Annotated in this window: 14 protein-coding genes and 1 tRNA gene; 7 read left to right on the top strand and 8 right to left on the bottom strand. The window is 71.0% G+C overall.

Features of this window, described 5'->3' with window-relative positions:
- Nucleotides 1–8: 8 nt before the first annotated feature.
- Together IE108_RS24175 and IE108_RS24180 are read left to right on the top strand one after the other, a co-directional pair.
- Nucleotides 9–1,592, top strand: coding sequence for an acyl-CoA carboxylase subunit beta (locus IE108_RS24175; RefSeq protein WP_064729995.1), 1,584 nt, complete (start codon nucleotides 9–11; stop codon nucleotides 1,590–1,592).
- Between the two features lie 17 nt (nucleotides 1,593–1,609).
- Nucleotides 1,610–1,807, top strand: a complete 198-nt coding sequence (locus tag IE108_RS24180) for an acyl-CoA carboxylase epsilon subunit (protein WP_064729996.1) — start codon at nucleotides 1,610–1,612, stop codon at nucleotides 1,805–1,807.
- 171 nt (nucleotides 1,808–1,978) lie between these two features.
- Here IE108_RS24180 and IE108_RS24185 read toward each other — a convergent pair whose 3' ends face one another.
- The 8 genes from IE108_RS24185 to IE108_RS24220 all read right to left on the bottom strand — a co-directional run bounded on the left by IE108_RS24185 (nucleotide 1,979) and on the right by IE108_RS24220 (nucleotide 12,719).
- A complete protein-coding gene (locus IE108_RS24185; RefSeq protein WP_009314218.1) occupies nucleotides 1,979–2,560 on the bottom strand; it encodes a GTP-binding protein in 582 nt (193 codons plus the stop codon).
- Nucleotides 2,541–3,113 carry a DUF742 domain-containing protein gene (locus tag IE108_RS24190; RefSeq protein WP_064729998.1) on the bottom strand — a complete coding sequence of 191 codons (573 nt, stop codon included), beginning with the start codon at nucleotides 3,111–3,113 and terminating at the stop codon, nucleotides 2,541–2,543. The genes IE108_RS24185 and IE108_RS24190 overlap by 20 nt, the downstream gene beginning before the upstream one ends.
- Nucleotides 3,114–3,207: 94 nt before the next feature.
- On the bottom strand, nucleotides 3,208–3,621 hold the full coding sequence (locus tag IE108_RS24195; RefSeq protein WP_004983065.1) for a roadblock/LC7 domain-containing protein: 414 nt from the start codon (nucleotides 3,619–3,621) through the stop codon (nucleotides 3,208–3,210).
- 10 nt (nucleotides 3,622–3,631) lie between these two features.
- Nucleotides 3,632–6,910 (bottom strand): sensor histidine kinase, encoded by a 3,279-nt coding sequence (locus tag IE108_RS24200; protein ID WP_064729999.1) that lies wholly within the window; start codon nucleotides 6,908–6,910, stop codon nucleotides 3,632–3,634.
- 402 nt (nucleotides 6,911–7,312) lie between these two features.
- A complete protein-coding gene (locus IE108_RS24205; RefSeq protein ID WP_003973455.1) occupies nucleotides 7,313–7,888 on the bottom strand; it encodes a GTP-binding protein in 576 nt (191 codons plus the stop codon).
- A complete protein-coding gene (locus IE108_RS24210; RefSeq protein WP_003973454.1) occupies nucleotides 7,869–8,267 on the bottom strand; it encodes a DUF742 domain-containing protein in 399 nt (132 codons plus the stop codon). Before IE108_RS24210 ends, IE108_RS24205 begins: the two co-directional genes overlap by 20 nt.
- A gap of 111 nt (nucleotides 8,268–8,378) precedes the next feature.
- A complete protein-coding gene (locus tag IE108_RS24215) occupies nucleotides 8,379–8,792 on the bottom strand; it encodes a roadblock/LC7 domain-containing protein (protein WP_005479910.1) in 414 nt (137 codons plus the stop codon).
- Between the two features lie 9 nt (nucleotides 8,793–8,801).
- Nucleotides 8,802–12,719 (bottom strand): sensor histidine kinase, encoded by a 3,918-nt coding sequence (locus IE108_RS24220; protein WP_064730000.1) that lies wholly within the window; start codon nucleotides 12,717–12,719, stop codon nucleotides 8,802–8,804.
- Between the two features lie 602 nt (nucleotides 12,720–13,321).
- Between IE108_RS24220 and IE108_RS24225 the strand changes: the two genes are divergently transcribed.
- The 5 genes from IE108_RS24225 (at nucleotide 13,322) to IE108_RS24245 (ending at nucleotide 16,917) form a co-directional block, all read left to right on the top strand.
- The gene (locus tag IE108_RS24225) at nucleotides 13,322–13,510 is read left to right on the top strand and encodes a hypothetical protein (protein WP_064730001.1); all 189 of its coding nucleotides are present in this window, start codon (nucleotides 13,322–13,324) and stop codon (nucleotides 13,508–13,510) included.
- A gap of 137 nt (nucleotides 13,511–13,647) precedes the next feature.
- Entirely contained in the window at nucleotides 13,648–14,433 is a 786-nt protein-coding gene (locus IE108_RS24230) for a fumarylacetoacetate hydrolase family protein (RefSeq protein WP_064730002.1), read from the top strand.
- Nucleotides 14,426–15,910 carry a glutamate--tRNA ligase gene (gene gltX / locus IE108_RS24235; RefSeq protein WP_079163673.1) on the top strand — a complete coding sequence of 495 codons (1,485 nt, stop codon included), beginning with the start codon at nucleotides 14,426–14,428 and terminating at the stop codon, nucleotides 15,908–15,910. The genes IE108_RS24230 and gltX overlap by 8 nt, the downstream gene beginning before the upstream one ends.
- Before the next feature lie 107 nt (nucleotides 15,911–16,017).
- Entirely contained in the window at nucleotides 16,018–16,752 is a 735-nt protein-coding gene (locus IE108_RS24240; protein WP_064730004.1) for an HAD family hydrolase, read from the top strand.
- Between the two features lie 93 nt (nucleotides 16,753–16,845).
- A tRNA-Gln gene (locus IE108_RS24245) sits at nucleotides 16,846–16,917 on the top strand.
- Nucleotides 16,918–16,936 lie beyond the last annotated feature (19 nt).

The following is a 16,936-nucleotide window of genomic DNA, read 5'->3' on the forward strand; positions in this document are numbered from 1 at the left end:
GTCGCTACATGACCGTTTTGGATGAGGCGCCGGGTGAGCCGACGGACGCGCGCGGACGAGTGGCCGAGCTGCACGAGATCCGTGCGCAGGCGCTGGCCGGACCGAGCGAGAAGGCCACCGCGGCGCAGCACGCCAAGGGCAAGCTGACGGCCCGTGAGCGCATCGAGCTGCTCCTGGACGCCGGCTCCTTCCGCGAGGTCGAGCAGCTGCGCAGGCACCGGGCGACCGGCTTCGGCCTGGAGGCCAAGAAGCCGTACACCGACGGTGTGATCACCGGCTGGGGCACGGTGGAGGGCCGCACGGTCTTCGTCTACGCCCACGACTTCCGCATCTTCGGCGGCGCGCTGGGCGAGGCCCACGCCACGAAGATCCACAAGATCATGGACATGGCCATCGCGGCCGGCGCCCCGCTGGTCTCCCTGAACGACGGCGCCGGCGCCCGCATCCAGGAGGGCGTCAGCGCCCTCGCCGGCTACGGCGGCATCTTCCAGCGCAACACCCGCGCCTCGGGCGTCATCCCGCAGATCAGCGTGATGCTCGGCCCGTGTGCCGGCGGTGCGGCCTACAGCCCCGCCCTCACGGACTTCGTCTTCATGGTCCGCGACACCTCGCAGATGTTCATCACCGGCCCCGACGTGGTCAAGGCCGTCACCGGCGAGGAGATCACGCAGAACGGCCTGGGCGGTGCCGACGTGCACGCCGAGACCAGCGGCGTGTGCCACTTCGCGTACGACGACGAGGAGACCTGCCTCGGCGAGGTCCGCTACCTCCTGTCGCTGCTCCCGCAGAACAACCGGGAGAACCCGCCGCGCCACGACTCCTCCGACCCGGTGGACCGCCGCTCCGACGTCCTCCTCGACCTGGTCCCGGCGGACGGCAACCGCCCGTACGACATGACCAAGGTCATCGAGGAGATCGTCGACGACGGCGAGTACCTGGAGGTCCACGAGCGCTGGGCCCGCAACATCATCTGCGCGCTGGCCCGCCTCGACGGGCAGGTCGTCGGCATCGTCGCCAACCAGCCGCAGGCGCTGGCCGGCGTCCTGGACATCGAGGCCTCCGAGAAGGCGGCCCGCTTTGTCCAGATGTGCGACGCCTTCAACATCCCGATCGTCACCCTTCTGGACGTACCCGGCTTCCTGCCCGGCGTCGACCAGGAGCACGGCGGCATCATCCGCCACGGCGCCAAGCTGCTGTACGCGTACTGCAACGCGACCGTGCCCCGGATCTCGCTCATCCTGCGCAAGGCGTACGGAGGTGCTTACATCGTCATGGACTCGCAGTCCATCGGCGCCGACCTCACCTATGCCTGGCCGACCAACGAGATCGCCGTCATGGGCGCGGAGGGTGCCGCGGGCGTCATCTTCCGCCGCCAGATCGCCGGTGCCGAGGACCCCGAGGCGATGCGGGCCCGCATGGTCAAGGAGTACAAGACCGAGCTGATGCACCCCTACTACGCGGCCGAGCGCGGTCTGGTCGACGACGTCATCGACCCCGCCGAGACCCGCGAGGTGCTCGTCCGGTCCCTGGCGATGCTCCACACCAAGCACGCCGACCTGCCCTCCCGCAAGCACGGCAACCCGCCGCAGTGACCCGAGGAGCCACCCCCATGTCCACTCCCGACATCCGCGTCGAGAAGGGCCACGCCGAGCCCGAGGAGGTCGCCGCCATCACGGCCCTCCTCCTCGCCCGCGCCGCCGCCCGCCCCGCCGAGATCCCGCCGACCCACGGCGGCGGCCGCGTCCGCGCCGGCTGGCGCCGCCTGGAACGCGAGCCGGGCTTCCGAGCCCCGCACAGCTGGCGCTGACGCCAAGACACACGTAGAGGCCCCCTCCGCCCAGGAGGGGGCCTCTACGCATGACGCGGGCCGGGGAGCCCACCTAGGGGCGCGGGGAACTGCGCGACCAGCCGACGACTACCCGCACCCGGCAACGAAACAGCCCCCGGCAGCACGCATGCCCGCAGGCTGAGCGGAGTGCTACCGCAGGCGAGCCATCAGCGCGTGCTCCACGAGAGTGATCAGCGCCGACTTCGCGTCGGCCCGATGCCGCGCGTCCGTCGTGATGATCGGCGTGTCCGGGCCGATCTGCAGCGCCTCCCGGACCTCGTCCGGGTTGTACGGCTGCTGCCCGTCGAAGCCGTTCAGCGCGATGACGAACGGCAGCCCCGAGTTCTCGAAGTAGTCGACGGCGGGGAAGCAGTCGGCGAGCCGCCTCGTGTCGACCAGCACGATCGCACCGATGGCGCCGCGCACCAGGTCGTCCCACATGAACCAGAAGCGGTCCTGGCCCGGCGTACCGAAGAGGTACAGGATCAGGTCCTGGTCGAGCGTGATACGGCCGAAGTCCATGGCGACCGTGGTGGTCGTCTTGTCCCCCGTGTGGGTGAGGTCGTCGATACCCGCGGACGCGGATGTCATGACGGCCTCGGTGCGCAGCGGGTTGATCTCCGAGACAGCGCCGACGAACGTGGTCTTGCCCACGCCGAAGCCGCCCGCCACCACGATCTTCGCGGAAGTGGTGGAGCGGGAAGGACCGCCGCTAGAGCTTGCGAAGTCCACTGAGCACCCTTTCGAGCAGTGTCACGTCTGGCTGGCCGCCGGCGTTCTCGTCGCCGCCGGGCTGATGGATGGCGACCAGTCCCGCCTCCGCCAAGTCGGCGACGAGGATCCTGGCCACGCCGAGAGGGATCGTCAGGAGGGCCGAGATCTCGGCCACCGACTTGATCTCCCGGCAGAGGTTGCAGATCCGCTGATGCTCGGGCAACTGGCCCTGCATCTGGTGCGGCTGCGCGGTGGTGTGCACCAGCGCCTCGATGGCGAGCTGGTAGCGCGGCCTGGTGCGGCCGCCCGTCATGGCGTACGGGCGCACCAGGGGGTTGTTCGACGCCCCCGCGGGCGCCGGCTCAGGGGTGCGGCGCTGCGGCTGCACGGGCTGGATGCGCGGAGCGTGCGGCTGGTCGTACGGCGAAGGGCCGGGGCCCTGCGGCGCGTACGGCTGCCGGTGGCTCGGCACGGAGGGGTAGCCGTATCCGTTCGCCGAGCCGTCGTTCTGGCCCTGGCCAGGGCCGTACGACCAGTTGCCCGATGACGGACCGCCTGGGGGTGTTGCCACTTTTTCCTCCTCCGACTGTGCCTGGCATCCATCGCTGTGGAGCCGCGTCCCGAAACTTTACGGCCACGGGACGCCAAAACGCACCGTCTGTCCTTTAGTTGAGAAGGCTCCCTTGGAGCTCCGCCCGCAGATCGGGCGTCAGAACCGTGCCCGCACGGTCCACCAGAAGGGCCATCTCGTACCCAATGAGGCCGATGTCCGCCTCGGGGTGTGCGAGAACGGCGAGGGACGAGCCGTCGGAGATGGACATGATGAACAGGAATCCCCGCTCCATCTCCACAACCGTCTGGTTCACGCTGCCGCCCTCGAAGATGCGCGAGGCACCGGCGGTCAGCGAGGTCAGACCGGAGGCGACGGCCGCGAGCTGGTCGGCACGGTCGCGCGGGAACCCCTCGGACATCGCCAGAAGGAGTCCGTCGGCGGAGACCACCACCGTGTGGGACACCCCCGGGGTGTTGTCCACGAAGTTGGTGATCAACCAGTTGAGGTTCTGCGCCGCCTGGCTCATCGGGCTCACACTAACGCTCCTGGTTGTAGGTGCTGTCAGGACCACGGTGTTCATTCCTTGCGTCCTGGCCGTTCGTTTCACTGCCTGCGTTGCGGCCTCGCTCGACACCGCGCCGCAGGTTGCTCAGCCTGCCCCGGACGTCCTCCGGAGCGCGGGAGACCTGGGGGCCTCCCTGTGGAGTGGTTTCGGCGGCGCCCTCGACCAGGTTGGCCTTGGGTACCCGCCGCGGCAGGCCCGATGACGTGACCCCGCCCGCCTTGGGCTTGCGCAGCGACGAAGCCTGCTGCCAGCGGTCGTCGTTGGCCGACCGCCAGCTGTCCTGCCCGTTCGCCGCCGGGGCGGCGGCCGGCGTCTCCTGGCCCACGTGCCCCGCGTCGGCCGGGCCGCTCGCGGTGGATCCGCGGCGGGGGAGACCTGCGTCGGTCAGCTCGTGGGCGGCGGAGGGGGCCGGGCCCGGACGGTCGAAGCCTACGCGGTCCGGCTGGTTCACGTCAGCGGCCTGCACGGATTGCGCCTCGGGCGCGCTCGTGGAGTACTGCTCGGCGTAACCGCCCCGGTAGTCGTCCTGCTGGGGCCAGTCGTCCTGCTGGCGCCGCTGTTCGAAGGGCGCGTACGCGTCCGGGGCGCCGGGACCGGCCTGCTGCTGCCCGCCGTTGCCCTGCTCCGGGTAGGACGGGTCGCCGTAGCCGCCGGCCGCCGGGTAGCCCTCGCCCTGCGGCAGGTTGCCGTTCGGCGCGTAGTACCGCTCGTCGTACGACGCCTGCTGCGGTTCCTGGTACGCCTGCTGCTGCTCGGCGTACGCCTGCTGCTGGTCGTAGCCGCCCTGGCCGCCGGCGTACTCGTCGCGGCCGGTGTCGAAGCCCTGCTGCCGGGGCTGACCGCCGGTGAACTGGTCCTGGAAGCCGGGGCCGCCGTTCTGGGTGCCCTCCGGCTCGGCCGGACCGGGCAGCTCGGGGTGCGACTGCGCCTCCAGGGCCGCCCTGCGCTCCTCGCGCATCAGCGAGCGGCCGACCGGGTCCAGCTCCCGTATGTCGTCGGGGACCTCGGAGTACCGGCTGTCGTCGAAGCCCAGCTCGGCCGCGGTGCGCATGGGCTGGCCCACCTGGGAGAAGCTCTCGCCCCGGAACTCCTGCTCCGGGATGATCTGCGAGACGGTGAACTCGGTGCGCTGCTGCTGGTCGCCGCCGCCACCGTGGGTGATGGCGTCCGGGAGCATGACCAGTGAGGTGGTGCCCGCCTGCTCACCGGAGGGGCGCAGCTGGACCCGGATGCCGTGCCGGTCGGAGAGCCGGCCGACCACGAACAGGCCCATGCGCTGCGAGATCGCGGCGTCCACGGTCGGCGGGTTGGCCAGCTTGTGGTTGATGTCCGCGAAGTCCTCGGCGGTCAGGCCGATGCCCTTGTCGTGGATCTCGACCATCACGCGGCCGTCCGGCAGCCGGGTCGCGGTGACCCGGACCTTGGTCTGCGGGGAGGAGAACGTGGTCGCGTTCTCCAGCAGCTCGGCCAGCAGGTGCACGAGGTCGGTCACGGCCCGGCCGTGGATCTCGGCCTCGGGGACACCGGACAGCTCGATGCGCTCGTACTGCTCCACCTCGGAGGAGGCCGCGCGCAACACGTCGACCAGCGGGACCGGCTGGTCCCAGCGGCGGCCGGGCTCCTCGCCGGCGAGGACCAGGAGGTTCTCGCCGTTGCGGCGCATGCGGGTGGCGAGGTGGTCCAGCCGGAAGAGGTTCTCCAGCTGGTCGGGGTCGGCCTCGTTGTTCTCCAGGTCGGTGATCAGGCTCAGCTGGCCCTCGATCAGCGACTGGTTGCGGCGCGACAGGTTGGTGAAGATCGCGTTGATGTTGCCCCGCAGCAGGGCCTGCTCGGAGGCGAGCCGCACGGCCTCGCGGTGGACCTGGTCGAAGGCGCGGGCGACCTCGCCGATCTCGTCGGTCGAGGAGATCGGGATCGGCTGCACCCGGGTGTCGACCCGGCCGGGGTCGGTGCGGGAGAGCTGGTCGACCAGCATCGGCAGGCGCTGCTCGGCGATGCCGAAGGCGGCGTTGCGCAGCTGGCGCATGGAGCGGCTCATCTGGCGGGCCACCATGCCGGCCAGGATGAACGCGGCGAGCAGCGCGATCACGACGGCGGCGCCGGTGATGTAGGCGTCCCGCTCGGCGTCGTCGGCGATGCCGGAGGCCTCGGAGACCGCCTTGTCGGCGAGGTCCGACTCGATCTTCTGGTACGCGTCGAACTTGAGGGTGTTGACCGCCCACCAGTTCTCCGGCGTGATGCCCTGCTGCGCCAGCTCGGCGCGGGCGCCGGTGTCCGTGGAGTCGAGTCCGGCCAGCTCCGAGATCATCGTCGTCGGGTTGGACGGCGGCGGCACGTAGTCCGGGTCCTTGGCCCTGGCCTCCTTGGCCATGGCCGCGCCGTCCTCCTTGAGCTTCGCCTCGGCGTCCTCGAGCTTCTGCGCGTCCGCCTCGGTACCGCCGCCGATGTACTCCTCGATCGCGATGCGTTCGAGGTAGGCGTACGAGGACAGGGCGACGCGCTGGCTGGCGAGGTGGCTCGGGTCGGGACCGGGCTTGACCAGCATGTGCATGCCGATGGAGCGCTCCAGGGAGAGCGCCGCCTTCGTCAGGGAGATCGCGTAGACGGTACGGCCGTAGGAGGTGATGTTGCCGGTGCCCAGACCGAGTTCGTTGGCGAACTCCATCAGCGGGTGGGCCACACCGGTGTAGCCCTCCTCGGTCTCCACGCCCTTGAGCTTCGCGGTGTACGCGGCGGCCCGCAGCGTCTGGAGCTTGGGCTCCTGCTCGCGGAAGACCTTCAGGCGACGCTCCAGACCCGGCTTGGCGGGCATGCCCTGAGCGGCCGCGTCGAAGGTGTCGGCCGCCTGGTCGGTGGCCTGTCGGGCCTGCGCGACCGTCGAGTCCTTCTCGCCCTTGCCCTGGAGCAGCGGAGCGGCGGTGACGTCGCGCTCGTTGTAGAGGGCGTTGGCGTAGCCCAGCGAGGCCTGGACCAGGCGCGCGGTGCTCTCGGCGTCCTCGGCGTCGCCCCAGGTGTCGATGGAGCTCTTCACCTGGAAGCCGCCCATGACCAGGCCGACCAGCACGGGTATGAGCAGGATCGCGTTCAGCCGGGTGGTCACCCGCCAGTTGCGCGGGGAGAAGCGTCCGCCCGCGGGCGCGGGCTCTTCCTGGGGTTCCGCAGCAGACGCGGGGGCGGGCGCCGCTGTGCGCGGCGGCGGGGTGAAGTTGCCCCGGGCCGATGGCTCGGGACTGTTCTTGCTTCGCCTCACTCGACCAACAACCTCTCGGCGGTCGGCACCTGTGTCGTGCCGCTGTGTCTCAGAACCCAGTCCGTCATCGAGTACGGGCTACTGCCGAGTACGTCTTCGACCATTGGGTAGTTCTGGCATTCCAGCACGGCGACCAGCGCTCTTCCAAACAGTGGAACGCGGGGGTTACACGTGATGTAAGCCCCGCGTAAAACGGTCATAAAGAGCGAGGCCCGTCAAAAGACGGGGCCTTCGTGCGCGCAGCGAGAGCGGATGACCGCGTCGCGTGTCGGCACCAGTCGATTCCTCTGCCGAAACGTTATGAACAGCGGAGCCGACCGTGTCAAAGGACACAGCCGGCTCCGTTCTGTCTACGACAAGTGCCGTAGAAGCCTGCCGACTTGGCGATGATCGTCCGCGGGCCTACCGCAGCCGGGCCATCAGCGCGTGCTCCACCAGTGTGATCAGGGCGGACTTGGCGTCGGCGCGGTGCCGGGCGTCCGTCGTGATGATCGGGGTGTCCGGACCGATCTGCAGCGCCTCGCGCACCTCGTCCGGGGAGTACGGCTGCTGGCCGTCGAAGCCGTTGAGCGCCACGACGAACGGCAGCCCGCTGTTCTCGAAGTAGTCCACCGCCGGGAAGCAGTCGGCCAGCCGGCGGGTGTCGCACAGCACCACCGCGCCGATGGCACCGCGCACCAGGTCGTCCCACATGAACCAGAAACGGTCCTGGCCGGGCGTGCCGAACAGGTACAGGATCAGGTCCTGGTCGAGCGTGATGCGGCCGAAGTCCATGGCGACCGTGGTGGTCGTCTTGTCCCCGGCGTGCGTGAGGTCGTCGATCCCGGCGCTGGCGGAGGTCATCACGGCCTCGGTGCGCAGCGGATTGATCTCGGAGACGGCGCCCACGAACGTGGTCTTGCCGACGCCGAAGCCGCCGGCCACCACGATCTTCGCGGAGGTGGTCGCCCGGCCTCCGTCAGAGCTTTCGAAGTCCACTGAGCACCCTTTCGAGCAGTGTCACGTCAGGTGCACCGCCGTTGTTCTCGTCCCCGCCGGGCTGGTGGATGGCGACGAGCCCGGCCTCCGCGAGGTCCGCGACGAGGATCCGGGCCACGCCGAGCGGCATCGCCAGCAGGGCCGACACCTCGGCCACCGATTTCACCTCGCGGCACAGGTGGCAGATCCGCTGGTGCTCCGGGAGCAGTCCCATGAGCGCTGCCGGGTCGGCCGTCGTGCTGATCAGCGCCTCGATGGCGAGCTGGTAGCGCGGCCGGGTCCGGCCACCGGTCATCGCGTAAGGACGTACCAGCGGCTGGTCGCCCTCGTCCTCGTACGGCTCCGCGTACGGATCATGAGAGGCGGTGGGCGGGGTCATGAATCCTCCGGGCGGGACAGCAAGTCGGTCAGTCAAGCCGTCTGACGAGGCCGGTGGGGGGATTGTGGCGGCCGGACGGTGATTTGGTAACACGGGTGGTGCCGGGGCGGATCAGTGGAGCAGACTTCCTTGTAGCTCAGCGCGCAGATCGGGTGTGAGGACCGCACCCGCGCGGTCGACCAGGAGCGCCATCTCGTAGCCGACGAGGCCGATGTCGCACTCCGGGTGGGCGAGGACGGCCAGCGAAGAGCCGTCCGAGACGGACATGAGGAAGAGGAACCCACGTTCCATCTCCACGACCGTCTGCGCCACGTCGCCGCCCTCGAAGATCCGGGACGCCCCGGCGGTCAGCGAGGTCAGACCCGAGGCGACGGCCGCGAGCTGGTCGGCGCGGTCGCGGGGGAATCCCTCGGACATCGCCAGAAGGAGTCCGTCGGCGGACACGACGACGGTGTGGGACACCCCCGGGGTGTTGTCCACGAAATTCGTGATCAACCAGTTGAGGTTCTGTGCCGCCTGGCTCATCGGGCTCAACTAACGCTCCTGCTGGTGAGTGGGCCGCGGGTAGCTGCCGGTCTGGTTGGTACCGGCCTGACGGCCCTGTGCGATTCCCCGACGGAGATTGGTCAGCCGGCCGCGCACGTCGTCGGGCGCGCGCGAGATCTGCGGACCGTTCTGGTGCGACTGCTGCTGAGCCGTACCCGGGACGAGGTTGGCCCGGGGGACCCGGCGCGGGAGGCCGGAGGTGGTGACCCCGCCCGCCGCCGGCTGCCGGACGCGCTCCGCCTGCCGGACGAGGTCGTCGTTCGGCGAAGAGCGCCAGGCTGAGGCGGCGGGCCGCTGCGGGGCCGCCGGGGTCTGGGGCTGGGCGGCCTGCGGCTCCGGCGCGGCGGGCTGCTGGGCCTGCTGCTGCGCCCTCGCCTCGCGGTCGCCGTGGAACCAGTTGGTCTCCAGCGTGTCGTACAGCGGCGTACGCCCGTCGCCGGGACCCGAGGCCGGGGGCAGTGCCCAGCCGTCCTGGGGCCGCTGTGCGGGAGTCCCGTTGGCGGCGGGGCCGGCGGGCTCCTGGTGGGCGGCGCGCTGCGGGGCCGGCGGGCGCGGAGCGCCGAAGTCGGCGCCGCCCTGGACGCCGTTGGCCTGCGGGCGCTCGAAGGAGCCGGTGGCGGCGGGGTTGGCGCGGCTCGGCAGGCCGTGCTGCCCGGTGGAGCCGTTGTCGTAACCCTGCGCGCCGTGGGCGCCGGCGAACCGGTCGGGACCGTTCGGGCCCGTCTGGCGGGGCTGCCCGCCGAAGACGTCCGAGCGGACGAAGGACCCGTTGCCCTGCTGCGGGGCGGCCTGCCCGGGCCGCGCGAACTGGTCGTTCTGCGCGGTGTCCGTGCCACCGCCCTGCCCGTACTGGTCGTGGCCGTACTGGTTCTGCGCGTACGCGCCCTGGTCGTACTGGTTCGGGTCGTACTGGTTCTGGTTCTGGTCCGGCCGTGCGAACTGGCCCGTGTTCTGCGGCGCGTCCTGGCGAGGGGCCGGGGCGTCGAAGTCGGGGCGGGCGAACTCGGCCGTGGCGGCGGGGGACTGGGGCTCGCCGAAGCGCGGCACGGCCGGCATCTCCGTCGTGGCGCCCGGGCCCTGCCGGTCGTCGAAGTCCGGCGTGCGGCGGGCGCGGGAGCCGTCCGGCTCCTCGTGGCCGCGCGGGGCGTCCAGCGAGGCGCGCGGCACGGGCGGCTGCGCGTTCTCGTCGCTCCAGCTGGGCGTGCGGGGCTGCGGGTTGCCGCCGGGCAGCTCGGCCCGCGGACCACCGCGCGGCGGCAGCTGCGGGCGGCGGCCCTGTCCGGCGTCGCCGTTGCCGCCGCGCTTGCCGCGCTGCGGGGGAGCGGCCGGAGCGCGGCCGCCGAAGACGTCCTGACCCTGCGAGGCGTTGCCCTGGGGCGCGTTCATGCCCGCGGCCTGCAGACCCTGCGGGGCACCGGGCGCCTGACCGGCACCGGCACCCGCGCCGGCCGGGGCCGGGCGGTTCTGCTGACCGGGACCTGCCGGGGACTGGGGTCCGCGCGGACCGCCGGGCGCACCCGGCCGGCCGTCCGCGTCCCGTCCGGGGAGCGCGGCCCGCGGACCCTGGCCCGCGCTGAGCCGTCCGCCCGGGGCGCCGCCGCCGAGGGCGCCGCCACCGCCGCCGAAGGCACCGCCCCCGAGCGCGCCGCCGCCCTGGCCGCCGCGGCGGGCCGCGGCGACACCGGCGGCTGCCTGCGCGGCCGCCGGACCGCCGTTGCCCTGGGCGGACTGCCCCGGCTTCGGCTGCGGCTTGCGGCCGCCTTGGGCGACGTCCACGGGCAGCATGACCAGCGCGGTCGTACCGCCGGAGTCGGAGGGCCGCAGCTGGATGCGGATGCCGTGGCGCTGCGAGAGGCGGCCGACCACGAACAGGCCCATGCGGCGGGAGACGGAGACGTCCACGGTGGGCGGCGAGGCGAGCCGCTCGTTGATCGCGGCGAGGTCCTCGGGGGAGAGGCCGATGCCGGTGTCGTGGATCTCGATCAGGACGCGGCCGTCGGGCAGCGCGTGACCGGTCACCTTGACCTTGGTCTGCGGGGAGGAGAACGAGGTCGCGTTCTCCAGCAGCTCGGCGAGCAGGTGCACGAGGTCGTTGACCACGCGGCCCGCGACCTCGGTGGTCGGCACGGAGGCCAGCTCGATGCGCTCGTACTGCTCCACCTCGGAGGCGGCGGCGCGGAGCACGTCGACCAGCGGGACCGGGCGGGTCCAGCGCCGGCCGGGCTCCTCACCGGCGAGGACGAGGAGGTTCTCACCGTTACGGCGCATGCGCGTCGCGAGGTGGTCGAGCTTGAACAGAGAGGAGAGCTGGTCCGGGTCGGCCTCGCGGGACTCCAGTTCGGAGATGAGCGAGAGCTGACGCTGGATGAGGCCCTGGGAGCGGCGCGAGAGGTTGGTGAACATCGCGTTGACGTTGCCCCGCAGGAGGGCCTGCTCGGCGGCGAGGCGGACCGCCTCGCGGTGCACGTCGTCGAAGGCCGCGGCCACCCGGCCGATCTCGTCCCGGGAGTGCACGCCGACCGACTCCACCGAGGTGTCGACGTCCTGCGGGTCGGTCTCGGAGAGCTGCTTGACCAGCTCGGGCAGGCGGTCCTGGGCGACCTTGGTCGCGGTGTCCTCCAGGCGCCGCAGCGAGCGGATCATGGACCGCGCCACGACGAAGGCGCCGACCAGCGAGACGCCGAGCACGAGCAGGATGAGGACACCGGAGATGATGGCCTCGCGCTCGGACTCGTTGCGCAGCTCGCGGGCCTGCTGCTCCATGTCCTCCAGCAGCTTCAGCTCGATGTTCTTCATCTGCTGGATCTTGGTGGAGCTGTCGTCCAGCCAGTCCTGGTAGGACCGGGTCTTCAGGTCCTCCAGGCCGTTGACGCGGCCGAGCGCGCGGCCCGCGTACTGGTCGGAGGTCTCGATGACCGGGTTGCCCTCGGAGATCGGCTTGAGCAGGTCCTCGGCGCCGTCGCCGTAGATGCTGGTGAAGCTGCGCAGCTCGGACGTCTGGCTCTGCAGCGCGGACTGCGCGTACAGCCGGTCGTTCTCGGAGAGGTCGCCCTTGCTGGTGTTGTTCGCGGGCAGCGCCGCCGCCAGGACCGCGCGCTGGATGGACGCGTACTCCTTGGCCGAGGAGAAGGCCGACAGGGCACGCGTGCGCTGGATCATGTCGGGGTTGCTGGTCGCCTCCGCCATGTCCTGCGAGAGGTCGAGCAGGTGGGTGATCAGGCGGTGGTAGGCCTCGACGGTCTGCGTCGAGTTCGCCTTGGCCTGGTAGGCCGTGCCGCGGATCTTGTTCAGGTCGTTCAGGTCGCTCGCGAGGCCGACGAGGCTGTCGCGGACACCGACGAGGTTGCCGTCCTTGCTGGCGGCGTCGATCTCCTCGGAGTTGTCGAGGAAGTTCTTCAGGGCCCGGTCGGTCTTCTCGCGGTCGCCCTTGACGGCGATGGCGCTGGACGTCGAGCCGTGTGCCAGGGGGCCGGCGGACTGGTCGCGCTCTTCCTGGAGCGCCGCGGCCAGTTCGGTGGCCTGCTTGGTCATCTCGGTCAGCAGCTTCATGTTGTCGAGCTGCTGGATGTCGTCCATCGACTGGCTGATGCGCATCGCGCCCAGCGAGGTGGCCGCGACCACCGGAAGCGCGAGCAGGGACACCAGACGGGTGGAGATCCGCCAGTTGCGCAGTGCTATTCGCGGGCCGGGACCGCTCGGCGCGCCCTTGGCCGGTTTGGCCGGCGACTGCTGGCCGGGGGCGGCCGCACCGGTCGGCTGGCCGGCGCGCTCTGAGCTGTCGCCGGACGGGGTCTGGCCCGGGTTCTGGGCGTGCTGGGGCGAGGAGCCGACGGCCTTGGGGCCGGTCCCGCCGTGCGGCTCCGGCTCCGCCGAAGCGCTGCCATCCCTCTTGAAACGTCCCTGCACTAGCGTCGCAACCTCTGGACCAGGCGTCCCTCCGCGCGAACGGCGGGACACGGTGTCGGCGTCATGGGGGCGCCCTGAATGCGTCCCCGTGTTGGTCGTGAGTGACCGGCGCTGGTTCCCCCTTCTCGCCGCCGCCCGGCGCTGCTGTGCGCCCCCTGCGCGCCGGCTCGATCCTGCGGCGGTCCGTGGAATTCCAGCACAGTGCCGGATCTCCAACAAGGCCCGTGGGGTACGGCGTGAGATACGTGACAGCACGTGAGGGGCGGGTCACGAGACGTAGAAGATGATCACCCGCAAAAGGGACGTATGTCCGCGAGTTGTCGAGGTCGGGAGGGTGTCCCAGTCGCCATGATCAGGAGCGGAATGCGGGCTTCAAGGGGGGAATGTCGTATTGGTCCGGCTGACACTGGAGTCGCAATTGACCGGTTTGACCCTTGATAAGTGAGCAAACTCACACGCTGATCGCGGACCCTCCCCGAGTTGCCGGGGAATTGCATGTTTAGCCTGACGCTTTACAGAGAAGGCAAAACCGACAACCCGCGCCCTCGCAGGGGTTCTCGCAGTCCCTCGGGCGCCCGGACACGACAGGGCCTCTAACAACCGTGAAGACGACGATGATGTTCCACCAGATCGCCAACCCGCGACGCACGACGCTGGCGCACCTCGACGACGCCGACGACCTGCGCACGCAGGAGCAGCCGGAGCACGCCGTCGAGCTCCCCGCCCAGACCGCCAACCCCCGGCGCACCGTCCTCATGGAGGTCCCGGTCGGGGCCGCCGTCGCAGAGTAGTACGCCACCCCGGCGCCGCCCGTTCAGGCGGCCCCCGGAGCACCACGCGCCCGTCCGGCGGATCATGCCGGACGGGCGCGCCGCGTTAGCCTGGGGCGTCAGACTCCAGCCAGCTCAGTCAAGGGGCCAAGCAACCCGTGCGCATCGCCAGGTTCTCCATCGACGGGAACGTCGCCTTCGGCGCGGTCGAGGGCGACCAGCCGGACCAGCTCGTCCTCGACATCATCAAGGGCATTCCTTTCGGGGACTACGAGCTCTCCGGCACCAAGGTGCCCCTGAGCAAGGTGCGGCTGCTGCCGCCGGTGCTCCCCAACAAGGTCGTCGCCTTCGGCCGCAACTACGCCGAACACGCGCGCGAACTCGGCAACGAGGTGCCCGACGCCCCGTTCGCCTTCTTCAAGCCGTCCACCTCGGTGATCGGCCCCGGCGACGCCATCCAGTACCCCTCCTTCTCCGAGGAACTGCACCACGAGGCCGAACTCGCCGTCGTCATCGGCCGCATGTGCCGCGAGGTCCCGCGCGACCGCGTCCAGGACGTGATCTTCGGCTACACCTGCGCCAACGACGTCACCGCCCGCGACGTGCAGCGCCGTGAGAAGCAGTGGGCCCGGGCGAAGGGCTTCGACTCGGCCTGCCCGCTCGGCCCCTGGGTGGAGACGGACCTCACCCTCGCCGCCGCGGCCGACCTGACCATCCAGCTCACGGTCAACGGCGCCCAGCGCCAGCTCGGCCGCACCAGCGAGATGATCCACTCCATCGAGGACCTGATCGTCAACATCTCCGAGGCCATGACGCTGCTCCCCGGCGACGTCATCCTCACGGGGACCCCGGCCGGCGTCGGCCCCCTCAACGTCGGCGACGAGGTCGCCGTCACCATCGAAGGCATCGGCACTCTCACCAACAAGGTTGTCAAGCGTGGCTAGCGCACCCGCCTCACCCGTACGCGTACGTTTCTGTCCGTCCCCCACCGGCAACCCCCACGTGGGCCTGGTGCGCACCGCCCTGTTCAACTGGGCGTTCGCCCGGCACCACCAGGGCACGCTGGTCTTCCGCATCGAGGACACCGACGCGGCCCGCGACTCCGAGGAGTCGTACACCCAGCTGCTCGACGCGATGCGCTGGCTGGGCTTCGACTGGGACGAGGGCCCCGAGGTCGGCGGCCCGCACGCGCCGTACCGCCAGTCGCAGCGGATGGACATCTACCGCGACGTCGCCCAGAAGCTCCTGGACGCCGGCCACGCCTACCGCTGCTACTGCTCCCAGGAGGAGCTGGACACCCGCCGCGAGGCCGCCCGCGCCGCCGGCCGGCCCTCCGGCTACGACGGCCACTGCCGCGACCTGAGCGACGCCGAGGTCGAGGAGTACCGGGCCCAGGGCCGCGAGCCCATCGTCCGCTTCCGGATGCCCGACGAGCCGATCACTTTCGAGGACCTGGTCCGCGGCGAGATCACCTACCTCCCGGAGAACGTCCCGGACTACGGCATCGTCCGCGCCAACGGAGCCCCCCTCTACACGCTGGTCAACCCGGTCGACGACGCCCTGATGGAGATCACCCACGTCCTGCGCGGCGAGGACCTGCTCTCCTCCACCCCGCGCCAGATCGCCCTCTACAAGGCGCTGACCGAGCTGGGCATCGCCAAGGAGACCCCCGCCTTCGGCCATCTGCCCTACGTCATGGGCGAGGGCAACAAGAAGCTGTCCAAGCGCGACCCGCAGTCGAGCCTCAACCTCTACCGCGAGCGCGGCTTCCTGCCCGAGGGCCTGCTCAACTACCTCTCCCTCCTCGGCTGGTCGCTCTCCGCCGACCAGGACATCTTCACGATGGACGAGATGGTCGCCGCCTTCGACGTCTCCGACGTGCAGCCCAACCCGGCGCGCTTCGACCTGAAGAAGTGCGAGGCGATCAACGCCGACCACATCCGGCTGCTGGACACCAAGGAGTTCACGGAGCGCTGCCGCCCGTGGCTGAAGGCCCCCGTCGCCCCCTGGGCGGCCGAGGACTTCGACGAGGCCAAGTGGCAGGCCGTCGCCCCGCACGCGCAGACCCGCCTGAAGGTCCTCTCCGAGATCACGGACAACGTCGACTTCCTGTTCCTGCCGGAGCCGGTCTTCGACGAGGCCTCCTGGGCCAAGGCGATGAAGGAGGGTTCGGACGCCCTGCTGCGCACCGCCCGCGAGAAGCTCGACACGGCCGACTGGACGTCCCCCGAGTCGCTCAAGGAGGCCGTCCTGGCCGCCGGCGAGGCCCACGGCCTCAAGCTCGGCAAGGCCCAGGCGCCGGTCCGCGTCGCCGTGACCGGCCGCACCGTCGGTCTGCCCCTCTTCGAGTCCCTGGAGATCCTGGGCAAGGAGAAGTCGCTGGCCAGGATCGACGCCGCACTGGCCCGCCTGGCGGCCTGACCCCCGCACGGCCCCCGAGGGGCGGCACCCGCAGCTCCGGATGCCGCCCCTCGCGCCGTTCCCCGGTTCGGGCGGACGCGGCCCGCCCGGCGCGTTACCGTCGGGTCATGAGCATCCGAGCCGTGGTCTGGGACGTCGACGACACCCTCTTCGACTACACCACCGCCGACCGCGAGGGCATGCGCGCCCACCTGGTCGCCGAAGGGCTGCTCGCCGGGTACGGATCGGCCGAGGAGGCGCTCACGCGCTGGCGGCAGATCACCGACCGGCAGTGGGCCCGCTTCTCGGCCGGCGAGGTGGACTTCGTCACACAGCGGCGCGACCGCATCCGCGAGTTCCTGGGCCGCCCGGAGCTCACCGAGGCCGAGGCCGACGCGTGGTTCCAGCGCTACGTCACGCACTACGAGGCCGCCTGGTCCCTCTTCCCGGACGTGCTGCCGGTCCTCGACGCCCTCGCCGGCAGCCACCGGCACGCCGTGCTCTCCAACTCCAGCCTCACCGTCCAGGACCGCAAGCTGCGCGTCCTCGGCGTCCACGACCGCTTCGAGGCCATCCTGTGCGCCGCCGAGCTGGGCGTCTCCAAGCCCGAGCCGGCCGCCTTCCTCGCCGCCTGCGACGCCCTGGACCTCGGCCCGGCCGAGGTCGCCTACGTCGGCGACCATCCGGAGATCGACGGACGCGGCGCCGCCGACGCCGGACTCCTCTCCGTCTGGATCGACCGGGGCGGGGTGTACGCCACCGTCGACCCGCCCGTCGGGCCGCGCCGCATCGCCTCCCTCTCCGAACTCCCGGCGCTGCTCGGCGCCGATACCCGTTTTGGAGCCCCGTCCACCTTCAGGTAATGTTCTTCCTGCGCCGCCGGAGAGCGGGCCGAAAGGGCCGGGAACCGGAAGCGCGAAGCTAGAGCGAATCCCCCTCCGGGGCTTGCGTTCCAGTGGCCTATGGTGTAATTGGCAGCACGAGTGATTCTGGTTCACTTAGTCTTGGTTCGAGTCCAGGTAGGCCAGCTCGCAGAGCTATATCTGC

The sequence above is a fragment of the Streptomyces parvulus genome (assembly GCF_014648855.1).
GTDB classification, from domain to species: Bacteria; Actinomycetota; Actinomycetes; order Streptomycetales; family Streptomycetaceae; genus Streptomyces; species Streptomyces parvulus.